At 66.8% G+C, this 14161-nt stretch carries 16 protein-coding genes; 10 read left to right on the top strand and 6 right to left on the bottom strand.

Annotation, left to right across the window (positions count from 1 at the left end; genetic code table 11):
- Positions 1-136: 136 nt before the first annotated feature.
- The 6 genes from RF701_RS11520 to RF701_RS11495 all read left to right on the top strand — a co-directional run bounded on the left by RF701_RS11520 (position 137) and on the right by RF701_RS11495 (position 4909).
- On the top strand, positions 137-631 hold the full coding sequence (locus tag RF701_RS11520) for an outer membrane protein assembly factor BamE (protein WP_203309071.1): 495 nt from the start codon (positions 137-139) through the stop codon (positions 629-631).
- Between the two features lie 291 nt (positions 632-922).
- Positions 923-1816 carry a tetratricopeptide repeat protein gene (locus RF701_RS11515; RefSeq protein ID WP_210357467.1) on the top strand — a complete coding sequence of 298 codons (894 nt, stop codon included), beginning with the start codon at positions 923-925 and terminating at the stop codon, positions 1814-1816.
- Positions 1817-1824: 8 nt separating this feature from the next.
- Positions 1825-2436, top strand: a complete 612-nt coding sequence (locus tag RF701_RS11510) for an LON peptidase substrate-binding domain-containing protein (RefSeq protein ID WP_210357468.1) — start codon at positions 1825-1827, stop codon at positions 2434-2436.
- Positions 2433-2636 (top strand): Trm112 family protein, encoded by a 204-nt coding sequence (locus RF701_RS11505; RefSeq protein WP_203309073.1) that lies wholly within the window; start codon positions 2433-2435, stop codon positions 2634-2636. Before RF701_RS11510 ends, RF701_RS11505 begins: the two co-directional genes overlap by 4 nt.
- Before the next feature lie 425 nt (positions 2637-3061).
- Entirely contained in the window at positions 3062-4261 is a 1200-nt protein-coding gene (locus tag RF701_RS11500) for a glycerophosphodiester phosphodiesterase family protein (RefSeq protein ID WP_308815027.1), read from the top strand.
- Positions 4262-4360: 99 nt separating this feature from the next.
- Complete coding sequence (locus RF701_RS11495) at positions 4361-4909, top strand: hypothetical protein (RefSeq protein ID WP_308815026.1); 549 nt, start codon at positions 4361-4363, stop codon at positions 4907-4909.
- On the opposite strand, the gene RF701_RS11490 is transcribed toward RF701_RS11495, so the two are convergent.
- Positions 4845-6086 carry a UbiH/UbiF/VisC/COQ6 family ubiquinone biosynthesis hydroxylase gene (locus RF701_RS11490; RefSeq protein WP_308815025.1) on the bottom strand — a complete coding sequence of 414 codons (1242 nt, stop codon included), beginning with the start codon at positions 6084-6086 and terminating at the stop codon, positions 4845-4847. The genes RF701_RS11495 and RF701_RS11490 overlap by 65 nt on opposite strands.
- A gap of 128 nt (positions 6087-6214) precedes the next feature.
- On the opposite strand from RF701_RS11490, the gene RF701_RS11485 reads away from it, so the two are divergent.
- The 4 genes from RF701_RS11485 to ribA all read left to right on the top strand — a co-directional run bounded on the left by RF701_RS11485 (position 6215) and on the right by ribA (position 11427).
- Positions 6215-8542 (top strand): DNA translocase FtsK 4TM domain-containing protein, encoded by a 2328-nt coding sequence (locus RF701_RS11485; RefSeq protein WP_308815024.1) that lies wholly within the window; start codon positions 6215-6217, stop codon positions 8540-8542.
- 174 nt (positions 8543-8716) lie between these two features.
- A complete protein-coding gene (locus RF701_RS11480; RefSeq protein ID WP_210357473.1) occupies positions 8717-9328 on the top strand; it encodes an outer membrane lipoprotein carrier protein LolA in 612 nt (203 codons plus the stop codon).
- Positions 9329-9586: 258 nt separating this feature from the next.
- The gene (locus RF701_RS11475) at positions 9587-10369 is read left to right on the top strand and encodes an exodeoxyribonuclease III (RefSeq protein ID WP_308815023.1); all 783 of its coding nucleotides are present in this window, start codon (positions 9587-9589) and stop codon (positions 10367-10369) included.
- Complete coding sequence (gene ribA / locus RF701_RS11470) at positions 10366-11427, top strand: GTP cyclohydrolase II (protein WP_308815022.1); 1062 nt, start codon at positions 10366-10368, stop codon at positions 11425-11427. Before RF701_RS11475 ends, ribA begins: the two co-directional genes overlap by 4 nt.
- Positions 11428-11499: 72 nt before the next feature.
- Here ribA and RF701_RS11465 read toward each other — a convergent pair whose 3' ends face one another.
- The 5 genes from RF701_RS11465 to RF701_RS11445 form a co-directional block, all read right to left on the bottom strand.
- Positions 11500-11991, bottom strand: coding sequence for an MmcB family DNA repair protein (locus tag RF701_RS11465; RefSeq protein ID WP_308815021.1), 492 nt, complete (start codon positions 11989-11991; stop codon positions 11500-11502).
- A 52-nt stretch (positions 11992-12043) separates the two neighbouring features.
- Positions 12044-12739, bottom strand: coding sequence for a cell wall hydrolase (locus tag RF701_RS11460; protein WP_203309082.1), 696 nt, complete (start codon positions 12737-12739; stop codon positions 12044-12046).
- 156 nt (positions 12740-12895) lie between these two features.
- Complete coding sequence (locus RF701_RS11455) at positions 12896-13222, bottom strand: DUF1491 family protein (protein ID WP_210357476.1); 327 nt, start codon at positions 13220-13222, stop codon at positions 12896-12898.
- On the bottom strand, positions 13219-13686 hold the full coding sequence (locus RF701_RS11450; protein ID WP_210357477.1) for a PaaI family thioesterase: 468 nt from the start codon (positions 13684-13686) through the stop codon (positions 13219-13221). Before RF701_RS11450 ends, RF701_RS11455 begins: the two co-directional genes overlap by 4 nt.
- Entirely contained in the window at positions 13673-14137 is a 465-nt protein-coding gene (locus tag RF701_RS11445; protein ID WP_203309085.1) for a PTS sugar transporter subunit IIA, read from the bottom strand. The genes RF701_RS11450 and RF701_RS11445 overlap by 14 nt, the downstream gene beginning before the upstream one ends.
- Between the last annotated feature and the right edge of the window lie 24 nt (positions 14138-14161).

Here is a 14161-nt window from a genome sequence, read left to right as displayed (position 1 = left end):
CCTCTTCCGCCTGGCGCCGGCAAGCCTTGCCGCAACCCCGTGCTTGATGCCTCTTCGTTCCTCGCATATCGAGGCGATCGGCGGGCGATGCAATCGGCCTTGCCGCTGCCGGCCGTTGCCGCCGCTGGAGAATGTGATGAGCGTATCCTTTGCCCGTTCGTGCCTGGTCGCGGGCCTCGGGCTGACCCTGATGACCGGCGCGTGCGTCCCGCTGCGTTCGCACCAGGGCTATATCATCGACGTCGACCTCGTGAACGCGATCCAGCCCGGCGTCGACAACCGCCAGTCGGTCGCCGCCACCCTCGGCCGTCCGACGATCGCGAGCCAGTTCCCGCCGAACGACTGGTATTATGTCGCACGCGACAGCCGGAACCTGAATTTCCAGACGCCGAAGGCGCGCGACCAGATCGCGCTGAAGATCAGCTTCGACCAGGCCGGCACGGTGACGTCGATCACGCGGACCGGCGTCGACGAGGTCGCGAGCATCAGCCCCTATGGCAAGACGACGCCGACGCTGGGGCGCAAGCGCGGCTTCTTCGAGGATCTGTTCGGCAATATCGGCACGGTGGGTGCTGCCGGAACCGGCGCGGGTGGTCCCGGCGGCGGTGGTGGGGGTCGGACCGGCCCCTGATCGGGCATTGGCCCACACGCATCCGCCGCTTAGTCTGTCCCCCGCGCGTTGGCCGCGCCGCCTGCTACGCATCGGCGCGGCCGTGCCGCGCTTGGAAACGGCACTGATCCCGAAAGGGGTGGGATCAGGTACTGAGAACGCCGGTCGCGCCAATTGGTTCTGATCCTGGCGCGCGATTGTCGCGTGATGCGATCGCCGGCTCAAAGACGGGCCGCGGTTTGACCTTGGCGATCCGCCGCCCCACATGAGCGCGGATCACGAACAGGAGCGTAAACCTTGGCCACACTAGGCATGTCCCCCGCCGAGAAGACCGCCGTCGAGGAGTTCCGCCGCGACGTCGTCGAACCGTCGATGACCAAGCTGGTGATCCTGGATTTCTGGGCGGAATGGTGCGGGCCGTGCAAGGCGCTCGCGCCGGTGCTGGAAAAGGTCGCCGCCGCCTATGCGGACAAGGGCGTGGTGCTCGCCAAGGTCGACACCGACAAGAACCAGTTCATCGCCAGCCAATTCCAGATTCGCTCCATTCCCACCGTCTATGCGATGTTCCAGGGGCAGCTGGTCGCGGACCTCACCAGCGCGCGCACCGAGTCGCAGCTGCGCGTGATCCTCGACCAGCTGCTCAAGCAATTGCCGATCCAGTCGGAGGCCGCGGATGCCGCGGCGGAGATCGAGCCGCTGATCGCGATGGGCGAGGACGTGCTGGCTGGCGGCGACGCAGAGCGCGCCTTGTCCATCTTCGACCAGATCGCCGACATGACGCCCGATCACCCGGCGGTGCTGTCGGGTCGCATTCGTGCGCTCGTCGCACTGGGACAGACAGACGCGGCCCAGGCGGCGATCGACGCATTGCCCGCGGAGATCAAGGATCCGGGCATCGACCGGGCCAGGGCGGCGCTCGCACTAGCACAGTCCGCGCCGCCGGCCGACGATTTCGCGGGCCTGCAGGCCGAAGTCGCGGCCAACCCGGACGACCACGAGCGCCGGTTCGCGCTCGCCAATGCGCAGATGGCGGCTGGCGATCGTGACGGCGCGGCGGACAATCTGCTCCATATCGTCGCCGCCGATCGCGAATGGCACGACGGCGCGGCGCGCCAGCAATTGCTCAAGCTGTTCGAAGTGGTCGGCATGATGGACCCGTGGGTCTCGACGCAGCGCCGGCGCCTGTCGGCAATCCTCTTCGGCTGAGGCGCGCCATGCCCGCCACCCGCCTCTCGATCTTTCCCTTGCCGGGAGCGCTGCTGTTCCCTGGCATGCACCTGCCGCTGCACATCTTCGAGCCGCGCTACCGTGCGATGGTATCGGACGCGATGGCGCGTGATCGGCGCATCGGCATGATCCAGCCCAACGGCGACGGCGACAGGCCAGCGCTATACGGCCTCGGCTGCGTCGGGCGGATCGCGGAGGTCGAGGCGCTGGACGACGGGCGCTACAATCTGGTGCTGGAGGGCGTCGCGCTGTTCCGGCCGCTGCGCGAACTCGATGTCACGACGCCATTCCGCCAGGTTGAGGCGGAAATCCTGCCGGTCGCACAGGACGACCTGTTGTCCCTCGGTCGGCGCGCCGCCCTTGAGAGCGAGTCGCGTCGCTTCGCCGACCTGCAAGGCTATGCCGTCGACTGGGACGGCGTCACGCGTCTTGACGATCAGAGCCTCGTCAACGGCATCGCCCAGATCGCCCCCTTCGACGCCGCCGCCAAGCAGGCGTTGCTGGAGGCGCCGGATCTGGAACAGCGCGCGGAGCTGATCATCCAATTGATGCAATTCTTCGGGCGCCACGACGGCGAGGACCGGGTGACGCTGCAATGACCGAAGCGGCGGCTCTCGACCCCTGGCTGCTCGACAAGCTCGTGTGTCCGGTGACGCGCCAGCCCTTGCGCTACGATGCCCAGCGCCGGGAACTGGTCAGCGCTGCGGCGGGTCTCGCCTACCCGATTCGCGACGGCGTGCCGGTGATGCTGCCCGAAGAGGCGCGGCCGATCGGCGACTCGGCGGTGACGCCCGACTGAGAGACGACCGAAACGGCCGATGGCGCCGTTTGCCGCATGTCCCCAGCGACGCGCCACAAAGGCGTGTCAACGCGACGCGTATCTCTCAACTCCGCCACGATGACAGCATGATTAATCATCGGCCTGATTCCGTTGGTAAAAAGCATTGATCAGTTCGTCTTGATCATGCCGGGCAGGGTTTCGGTCGTTTTTTCGAATCCGATTTATTTTCCCGAAACGTATTCCATCCGTCATCAACTAGATCGATTAGGTCTCCATGTCGATACTTGGGCTGTCGACGATTTTATCGTCAACACTCTCGTAGGGTATTGTTCTGATCTTGCAATGCATTGGTTGATTTTCACGGCGTCAACGCCCGACATCGGCCTGCGCAAGGCACAATCCCTGATCCTGACGTCGGCCAAAGGTTTTGGGAGGGGATAGTCATGCCGAATATCATGGTCAGAATATTGCTGGTGCTGGTGCCGCTGCTCGCGGCAGGCACGGCGGCCAATGCGCAATATTACAATACGGACAAGATAGGCAACTTGCTGCTCAACGCGCGTAACGACATGACGATCGTTTGCGCGCATCGCGGTCTTCATGGAACCATCACGGGCCGCAATTCCGACAGCTGGATGCAGGATTATGCCGAAAATACCTTCGCCGCGGTGAAGCTGGCGGCATCCCGCGGCATCGAATGCTCGGAACTTGACGTCCGGCTCGACAAGTCGGGACGAGTCGTATTGATGCACGATTCCAATCTCGGCCGGCTGACGATGGAATCCTATTCGTCGCCCTTCGGCGTCTACGATCCCTATTCCGGGCGGGGCAGCAATCCTGCGGTCGACTCCTATCCGGGGACCGTCACGAACATCCGATTGCGGCGGCCCGATCTGAAGGGCGCCGTCACCCAGTCGAGCTATGTCGAAACGCTCGACCAGATGCTTCAGGCGATGAAGGACAATCGGATCTCGATGGTGCTCTTCCTCGACATCCGGGACGCCGCGACGGCGCGGGCCGCCTGGTCGATCGTCAAACGCTTCACCAATGCCTGGGGAACCCCCGCGGAACGCTGGGTCTATTTCAAGATGCAGACCGGCGCGCTGGGCGAAGCACCCTGGATGTTCGAGTCGCAGCTGATCGTTCCGACGAACGAACTGTCGCGCTTCCGGCTCATCCCGGTGTTCACGACCGCGCATATCGACGCAAGCAACGGCCCCGCGTCGAGCCTGTCGAACTGGCAGAGCTACTACAACAAGCCGTATGTCTACGCGACCGAACTGCTGCTGAAGCAATATGACGCCGCCCTGAGCTACCCGCTCAACAACATCCTTAATACCTACTTGGCATGGCGGACGCGGCCGGGGCCGGTGAAGGTCCTCGGCTCCTACCAGCCTGTGCCGGAAACCACGAACAAGATGTATTACGCGCTGGACGGCCATTGCTGCACGGGTCCGCAATTCTGGTTGTGGACGTCGAGCAAGGGCTTCGGGCGGGAGACGGCCGACAATCGGGAAAGCCTGGACTGGCAGATGCACGTCGGCAACCAGTCGTTCAGCTACATCATCACCGACGACCCTTTGACCGCGAAGGAGCAACTGTTCTTTGCCGGCCGGCGCAACGAGAGCGTCATCGCCAACTGACGATCGGAGGAAGCCGGGTCGGTCCACCTGCCCGGCTTCCATCCCGACCAATGGCTCATGGGGAATAACGTGCCGAAAGGTCGAAGGATGACGATGGTTTTGGCGATCCTGCTGGCATGCGCCGTCGCGATGATCGCATGCCTGCGCTGGCCACGGTCGTCGGAAAGGCGTTCGGGGGGCGTCGAGGTGGTCGACACCGCGACCCCGTCGGACCCGCGCAGTGTCGCGCCGGCCTCGCCGCCTCTCCCCGACGGTGAGCACCCTCTGCCCCGTACCGGGCCTCGCCAGCTAGCGGACGCGACCACCAAGGCTTTTCCGATGCTGTACAACGGGCGGATCGTCTGCGGGCCCGAGTGCACCTTCCAAGCGACCTTCGGCCCTGCCAATGTTTCCAGGACGTGGCAGGCGGCGGAAACGCCGTATCACGGCAACATGGAGCGGTTCCTGACCAGCCACGGGCTCACACCGCTCGGCACGATGACGATCGATCAACCGCCCGACGGCGAGATGTCGCTCAGGGTGCCGATCGCGCCACCGCCGGCGGCGGTAAGCCGGCAAGAGCGACGACGACGATCGACCGCGTCTAGATCATCAGGCCTTGCAGCAGCTTCGGCAGGTCGCCCGATTCGCCGCGGGCTTCCGCCATGAAACGGTCCTTGAGCGGCGGCAGCCGGTCGACGGCGCTGATGCCGAAGCGACGGACCGCACTCGCGGCCCTGCCCGGGATACCGAACAGGCGGGTAAGACCATCCGTCGCGGCGGCGACCATGAACGTGTCCAGCCCACGCCACCGCTGGTAGCGGTCGAGGAGCGCCGCATCGCCCAGGTCGAGGCCGAGCCGCTTCCCCTCGACAAGCACTTCCGCCAGCGTGGCGACATCGCGGAACCCGAGGTTGAGCCCCTGCCCCGCGATCGGGTGGATGCCATGCCCGGCGTCGCCGATCAACACGAGCCGCTCCGCCGTGATCCGGGCCGCATGGTGGAAGCCCAGCGGATAGCTCGCGCGCGGGCTGGCATCCGACAACGCGCCGAGGAAGCCGCCCATGGCCTTCTCCGCCTCGGCCAGGAAAGCACGGTCGGAGAGTTTGACCAGTCCCGCGCCGTCCTTCGCTTTCACCGACCAGACGATCGCGGAGCGGTGTCCGATCGCGTCGTCGGGCAGCGGCAGCAGCGCGAAGGGCCCGGCGGGATAGAATATCTCATAGGCGATATTTTCGTGATCGTGCTCGTGATGGAACGCACCCACGATCGCGGCATGATCGTACTGCCAGCGTGCGACCGCAATCCCCGCCGCCTGCCGCGTGGGCGACTGTCGCCCTTCCGCCGCGACGAGCAGGGGTGCGGTGACCACGCTGTCGTCGGACAGGACCGCGGTGACGCCCGCCGCCTCGCGCCGCACCTCCGTCGCGCGTGTCTTCATGCGCAGGCTTACCCCCGCTGCCGCGCTCGCCGCCCCGAACAGCGTGCGGCGGAGCAGCTTGTTCTCGTACATCGTGCCGAGCGCATCGTCGGTCGCGTCCGGAATGAAGTCGAGCTTGCCCGGCTTGAGACCGTCGCTGACGCGGATCTGGCGAATGGCGCAGCCCTGCCCTGCCAGTGCCGCGCCGACACCGATCGCATCGAGCATCCGCCCGCTCGCGCTCGCGATCGCGGACGCGCGGCCGTCGAAGCCGGGCGCCAGCGTCACCGCGGGATCGGCGGGATCGACGACGATGCTGGTGAGGCCATGCGCGTCGAGCGCCAGCGCGAGCGTCGCACCGACGAGGCCGCCGCCGAGAATGATGACGTCCGCCTTCGCTGCGGATGGCTGTGTGGGCGTGTCCATGGCGCTTCTCCTACGCGTCCAAACGACGGGTGCCAACGGCCGGGTCCACCGTCGCCTGCTTGACGTCGCGCGCGCTTGGGCCGATGAATCCACGGGGCATTCCGGCATAGTGATAAGGATTTGAGGCAATGGCGAGCCGTGCGCAGCCAGGCTTGTTGCGTGAGACCGTGAAGGCGGGCGCGGTGCGCGGCGGCGCGCTGGTGTCGGCGCTGGCGCTGTTCCTGGCCACCGGGCTGACGGTATTGGCGCTGGCTAGCTATCGGGCGAGCGATGCCGCGCTCAATACCGCATCGGGCAGCCCCGTCGCCAATCTGGCGGGTCCGCCCGGCGCCTGGTTTGCCGATCTGGTGCTGACCTTGTTCGGCCCTGCGGTCGCGCTGCTGCTGCCGGTACTGCCGATGATGGCGATGCGGCTGTGGCGGGATCAGCCCGTCGGTCGCTGGGTGCGGATGCTCCGCGGGGCGACGATCGGCGTCGCGCTTATGGCGAGCGCCCTCGCCTTCGTGTCCGACAGCGCGGTGCTGGCGCTACCGGCCGGCTGGGGCGGGGTGATCGGCCTGTCGGTGTCTCACCTCGTCGAATGGGCGCTGTCGTTCATCAACCATCCCGCCGCCGAGCGTTGGGCCGCGCGCGGTATCGGTCTCGCGTTCGGGGTTGCCGGTGTCGTCATCTGGGCGAAGAGCCTGGAGATCGAGCTGGGCGATCGCCGCTTCCGCCTGCGCCGACGCCGGGCGACCGTCGATGCGGAGGGCGCGGACCTGCCGTTCGATGCCTATGACGATGCGGACGAAGACGAGGAGGAACCGCTCGACCTCAAGCGCAAGGCCATCGAGCCTCGTGCGGTCGCCACGCCCGACACTCGTCCCGCGCCAGTGATCGCCGACCGAAACCTGGCGCCCTCCGTGGCGACGGCAAAACCCAAGCAGGCGCAGCTCGCGCTCGACCACAGTTACGCCCTGCCCGAGATCGATCTGCTCACCCCCGCCCCGCCGGCGCCCAAGGCGGCGATCGACAAGGCGTCGCTGGAGCGCAATGCGCGGCTGCTCGAGAACGTGCTCGACGATTTCAAGGTGCAGGGCGCTATCACCGAGGTGCGGCCCGGCCCCGTCGTAACGATGTACGAACTGGAGCCCGCGCCGGGTATCAAGGCCAGCCGCGTCATCGCGCTCGCCGACGATATCGCGCGCAACATGTCCGCCGTCTCGGCGCGCGTCGCGGTGATACCGGGTCGCAACGTGATCGGCATCGAGCTGCCCAACGCGAAGCGCGAAATGGTCAGCCTGCACGAACTGGTCGGCAGCCAGACGTTCGAGGATCAAGCCGCGCAGCTGCCGATCATCCTGGGCAAGAACATCGCCGGTGATCCGGTGATCGCCGATCTCGCGCCGATGCCGCACCTGCTCGTCGCCGGCACCACCGGCTCGGGCAAGTCGGTCGGCCTCAACTGCATGATCATGTCGCTGCTCTATCGGCTCACGCCCGAACAGTGCCGCATGATCATGATCGATCCGAAGATGCTGGAACTCAGCGTCTACGACGACATCCCGCACCTGCTCTCCCCCGTCGTGACCGATCCCGCCAAGGCGGTGCGCGCCCTCAAATGGGCGGTGGAGACGATGGAGGACCGGTACCGCCAGATGTCGTCCGTCGGCGTGCGCAGCCTTGCCGGCTTCAACGACAAGGTCCGCGCCGCCAAGGCCAAGGGCCAGCGGCTCGGCCGCCGCGTCCAGACCGGCTACCACCCCGATACCGGCCAGCCGGTCTATGAGGAGGAGCAGCTCGACTACGAACCCCTGCCCCAGATCGTCGTCATCGTCGACGAACTCGCCGACCTGATGATGACCGCCGGCAAGGAGGTGGAGTTCCTGATCCAGCGCCTGGCGCAGAAGGCACGCGCGGCGGGCATCCATCTGATCATGGCGACGCAGCGCCCCTCCGTCGACGTCATCACCGGCGTCATCAAGGCGAACCTGCCGACGCGGATCAGCTTCCACGTCACCAGCAAGATCGATTCGCGCACCATTCTGGGCGAACAGGGCGCGGAGCAGCTGCTCGGGCGCGGCGACATGCTGTACATGCCGGGTGGCAAGGGCATCGTGCGCGTCCACGGCCCGTTCGTCAGCGACGACGAGGTTCGCGCGGTCGCCGATCACTGGCGCGGTCAGGGGCAGCCCGACTATATCAGCTCCGTCACCGAGGAGCCCGAGGAGAGCTACACGCTCGAGGGTGCGCCGATAGGCGAGGATTCGGCCGAGGATCAGCAATATCGCCAGGCGATCCAGCTCGTCTGCGAATCACAGAAGGCATCGACCAGCTGGCTGCAGCGCCAGCTGCGCATCGGCTACAATTCCGCCGCCCGCCTGATCGAGCGGATGGAGAAGGACGGCATCGTCGGCCGTCCCGACCACGTCGGCAGACGCGAGGTGCTGCGCGATGCGGAGGGGCATGCGATCTGATCGGCCGCGTGTTCCGGCACGCGCGGAACCGCAGGGCCGGCAATCGGCCGCGCGTGCGACCCTGCGGCGGCGCGTCGGCAGGAGCGCCGCGGCGCCGGACACGCGCGGCACGGACCCACAGCGCCCGTTACCGGTTAAGCGGCTATTCAACGCCTTTCTGCCAACAGGACCCGCATGATCCGCCACGCCTTCGCCTTTGCCGCCGCGCTCACCACGCCTGTCGCCCTCGCCGCCCAGTCGACCGGCGACCTCGCCACGGTGCAGCGCCACCTGCAGGCGCTGACGACGATGACCGCGGACTTCACGCAGACCGACCGCAACGGCAAGGTGCTGACCGGCACCTTCACGCTGAAGCGGCCGGGCAAGCTGCGCTTCCAATATGAAAAGGGCGTGCCGATCCTCATCGTCGCGGAGGGCGGGGCACTGACCTTCATCGATTATTCGGTGCGACAGGTGCAGCGGTGGCCGATCAAGAATTCACCGCTGGGCGTGCTGCTCGACCCCAGCCGCGACATATCCCGCTATGCGAAAGTGGTGCCGACTGGCAATCCGCAGGTCGTGTCGATCGAGGCGAACGATCCCAACCACCCCGAATATGGCAGGATCACGCTGATCTTCCAGCGCGACGGTGCCGCGCCTGCGGGACTGATGCTGCAGGGTTGGGTCGCGCTGGACAGCCAGAACAACCGGACGACGATCCGCCTGTCGAACCAGAAATTCGGCGTGCCGGTGAGCGACGGGACGTTCCGCTGGAACGATCCGCGGCGCAGCTCGACGCGAAACTGAGCGTTTTTATTGGCCCCATTCATGCAAGCGACAGGTTTGCGGTCCTAAACAGGGGTCGCGGATGTGGGGTGTCCGGGATTTTTCCCCCTGTTGCCCGGACCAAACGACCACTTCCCGCCTGCGTGACCAACACCAGGTCGGCCCTCGCTCCATGCCCCCGGAGCGGGGGCCTTTGCATTTGGGGACGCTACGACAGCGTGGATCGGCGGACATGCCCGCACCTTGCCGCCCTCTCCCGCGCGGCCTAGATGCGTGGCCGTGAAAATCGCCTCCTGGAACATCAATTCGGTCCGATTCCGTTCGGCCATCGTCGCACAATTTTTGACCGAGGCGGCGCCGGACATCCTGTGCCTGCAGGAAACCAAGGTCGTCGACGAAGACTTCCCGCACGATCTGTTCGAAAGCCACGGCTACGTCCATCGCGTCGTCCACGGGCAGCGGATGCACCATGGCGTCGCGATCGTCAGCCGCGTGCCGATCGCGGAGGACGACCGGCTCGACTGGCAGGCGAACCGCGAGGCGCGCCACGTCGGCGTCCGCCTGCCGAACGGTGTGCGGCTGGAGAACGTCTACGTGCCCGCTGGCGGCGACGAACCGGATCGGGAGGTCAATCCGAAATTCGGCCAGAAGCTCGATTTCGTGGCGCGCATGACCGAATGGTCGCGCAGCCTCGCCTGTCCGACGATCCTGACGGGCGACTTCAACATCGCCCCGCTGCCCAGCGACGTGTGGAGCCACAAGGCCTTGCTCAAGGTGGTCAGCCACACGCCGATCGAAGTCGAGGCGCTGGATGGCCTCATGACGTCGAACGACTGGGTCGACCTCGGTCGCCATTTCCATCCGGCGCCGGCACGGCTCCACACCTGGTGGAGCTACCGCTCGCCCGACTGGACGAAGAACGATCGCGGCCGGCGGCTGGACCATATGTGGGCGACCGGCGACGTGGCGCGCCAGGCCGTCACGCACACGGTGTTCGAGTCTTGCCGCAGTTGGGAAAAGCCGTCGGATCACGTGCCGATCATGACCGAGTTCGCCTTTTGACGCCTCCGCCGGCGCCACGTCCCCGCGCCGCCGCGCGGGCTGTCGACGCGCTGCGCCGGGGATGGCCGATCGCGATCGACGGGCTGACGCTGCTGGCGATCGAGACGAGTGACGCGGGGCGGCTGGCCGAATTCGATCCGGACGGCCGATCGGCGGTCCTTATCTCGTCCGGACGCGCGGAGACGCTGAAGCTCGCCAACCAGCGCGATGCAGCCGATCCCGACCTGCCGGTCCTGATCGAGCGCGCACCCTGGCTCGACTTTGCGGGCGCCACCGCCCTCGCGGATCCCAGCCTCGATCTCGCCACGCCGCTGAAAGGGCCATGGCGCAGCCTTCCGGTTGCCGATCCGCAAGCGGCTGCGGCGGCGCTTCGCCTGGCGCGGATCGCGGGCCTGCTGCCCGCCTTCTTCGTCGACGGGCGTGATCCGGAAATCACGATCACCCCGGCCGATATCGATGCGCACGAGGATTCCCGGCGGCTGACGCTTGCAACGCGCGCGCGCCTGCCGGTCGACGGGGCAGAAGATGCGGAGATCGTCGCCTTCCGCTCGCCCGAGAGCGCGGACGATCACGTCGCGCTGCTGATTGGGCAGCCGGACGGCAGGCCGCCCCTGGTGCGCCTGCACAGCGAATGCCTCACCGGTGATGCGCTGGGCAGTCTGAAGTGCGATTGCGGGCCGCAGCTGCAGGCCGCGATCCGCGCGATCAAGGCGAGCGGCTGGGGCATCCTGTTGTATCTGCGGCAGGAAGGGCGAGGCATCGGGCTGGTCAACAAGCTGCGCGCCTACGCCTTGCAGGACCAGGGGTTCGACACGGTCGATGCGAACACGCGTCTCGGCTTCGCCATCGACGCTCGCGACTTCGGCGTGGCGGCGCAGATGCTCGTGCTGCTCGGCCAGAACCGGGTGCGGTTGCTGACCAACAACCCATCGAAGGTCGCGGGCCTGAAAGCCGCAGGCGTTGCGGTGACGGAACGCGTGCCCCATGCCCTGCCCGCCAATCCGCACAACGCTCGCTATCTCGCCACCAAGCGCGATCGCACCGGGCACCAACTCTAGTTTGCGGGTCGGCGGGCGGCGCCGGTACTGATCCACGACGTCGATCGGATGACCGCCATCGGCTTGCGACGTCTATCCCGAGATCGCGTCGGGATCGATCAGTCCCGTCAGTCGCCGTGCGGCGCGACGGGCAAAGGCTAAGGTGCACCGCTTGCGCGCATGCGCGGGAAGCGGCGTCGTGTGCGCCTCGCGGACGATCGCCGCATCGTAGCGGTCCGCCACAATCACGCCCGTCCGTTCCGGCAGGAACGCGGGGCCGTTCAGCGGCGACAAATCGAAACCGGCCGGCACCGCCCAGTAATAACGGTCGCAATGCGCAAGATAATCGGGCCACTTGCCGTCGCCGAGCAGATCCGCACGCGACACCTTGATCTCGACGATCACGAGTTGCCCGCGGGCGTCGATCGCCATCAGGTCGGCGCGCCGTCCGCCGTCGAGCGGGACCTCGCCCATCGTGGTGAGATCGTGGCGCAGCAGCATGCGCGTGACGCCACGCGCCACGTCGGCGGCACAGATCGCAGGATCGCCGCCGTCCAAACACGAAGCCGGAGCCATGTCGAGCATGACCCCGGCTTAGAACATTTGACGAACGGGGCAAGCCCCGCCAGCGTACCGATCAGCGATAGAAAACGTGGTTGCCGATCATAGCGATCTTGGTGAGGTTGCCGCCCGGGCGGCGGTTCGGCGTGTTGAAGTACAGCGCCTGCGGGGCGGGACTGTCCCATGCCGCGTCCATGGCGACCTTGGCGACCGCGATCGCTGTGCGATAGGCCGCGCGGGCCTGGTCGATCGTGGGGATCTGGCCCCCGCGCACGAAGGCGAATTGGCCGCGCTGCTTCACGACGGCGCAGACGTCCGATGGGAAACGTCCCGACTTGGTGCGGTTGATGATCACGTTGGCGACGGCGAGCTGACCGGCAAGCGGTTCGCCCTTGGCCTCGAAATAGATCGCGCCGGCCAGGCAACGCTCGGCGTCGGTGACGTCTGCGCCGTCCTGCGCGGCGACCGCATCGGCCAGCGTGTCGAACTCGTCGTCAGCCCCATCATCCGCGACGGTCTGGGTGGGGAGCTGCTGGACGAAGTAGGTGGCGGGCTTTGCCTGATTCACCGGAGCCTGCGGCGCGACGGCGGCGGCATCGACGGGAACAACGGCGGGGAGGAGGGGGTTGGCAGCAGACGGAGCGGCCGTCTGAAGCGCCGAGAGGACCTTGCGATCGAGGTCCGTGGCGCGGCCGGGCGAGCTGTTGCCAAGCAACCCGACCAGGGAGAAAGTCATCGCCGCGAAGGTGGCGGCGCGCTGGAGAACGGTCATCAACACTATCAATGTGCGGTTGGATCACGGACCCGATGCACCCGAAGGGCATCGTCCGGGCTTCCCCCCGACTGCGTAACCGACCCGGATCGCACCCGGACACAGTACAACGCGCTTAAAACGTGCGCGTCGCGTGCGTCACAGGGCTGTCATTCGTCAATCGTTCAGGATCGTTTCAGCGGCGAACCGTTCAGCGTCCGCGATATCCAGTTCGATCACCCACAGGTCGGGGTCCCGCTCGCGCCGCCGGCGCCAATAGTCCTCGATAGGTCCGGATGGAGTCGAATCACGCAGTATCGCTGACCCATCCAAATCGAATCCATGCTCGATCGCCCGTTCGGACCCGTCACGGCCGGCAATGAGGATCAGCACGCCCCCGGCCTGCGGATCCCCCCTAGCGCGCACGACCGCCAATCCGCCGGCATCGTTGACCCGGCGCAGCAAGGCACCGACCGCGAGGTGCGTCGGAAGCCGGCCGCTCATGAAGCACGATAGCCGGGAAGGCCGGAAAGCGGGATTTGCGAGCGCATGAACGTACCCGTCCCGCGTGCGGCTTCCTCGCCCTCGGCATCGATCAGCCGCGCGTCCGCGACATAGACGCGGCGTTTGCCGCTGATCCAGCGCCCTTCCGCCACCACCGGACCCGCCCGCAGCGGCCGGGTCAGCAGCAGGTTGAACGCCGTGGTCAACAGGAAGCGATCGGTGACGAGGCTGTTCGCCGCGTAGAAGGCTGCATCGTCGAGCATCTTGAAATAGCTGGTGCCATGAACCGCCCCTGCAGCGTGGAAATGCTGCTCGCCCAGCGTGAAATGGATGCGAGCCATCCCCGGCTCGGCGATCTCCAGGCGGGAATCGAACAGCCGGTTGATCGGTGCGGCGGCATAGAGCGATTCGAGCGCGCGGAAATGCGCATCCTGCGCGGCGCTGCCCGGCTCAGGCGGCGCCATGCGCGAGTTCTGCCGTGAACAGGGCATAGAGCGCATCCGGCGAACCCGCGCCGCGCAACTTCGCCAGGAATGCGCGATCGCGCAGGCGCCGCGACACCCGGGCGAGCGCCTTCAGATGGTCCGCGCCGGCATCCTCCGGCGACAGCAGCAGAAACACGAGGTCCACCGGCAGATCGTCGACCGCATCGAACTCGATCGGCTGCGGCAAGCGCAGGAACACGCCGGTAACGGCATCGAGGTCGGGCAGGCGCGCGTGCGGGATCGCCACGCCGCCGCCAAATCCGGTGGATCCGAGCTTCTCGCGCGCCGCCAACCGCTCGGCGACCAGCCGCGCGTCCAGGCCAAGCGCGCCCGCGGCCGAGGCGAGCTGCGCGAACAGCGTCTTCTTGTTGGCAACGGCCACGTCCGTATGGACGGCATCGGGCCGCAGCAGATCACTGAAATCGCTCATGCATACTCGTCGGAAGCCCCGCCG

This window comes from Sphingomonas sp. GV3, from assembly GCF_031082075.1.
Taxonomy (GTDB): domain Bacteria; phylum Pseudomonadota; class Alphaproteobacteria; order Sphingomonadales; family Sphingomonadaceae; genus Sphingomonas; species Sphingomonas beigongshangi.
Note: the sequence above shows the minus strand (reverse complement) of the source record. Positions and strands in the feature narration are given on the sequence as shown.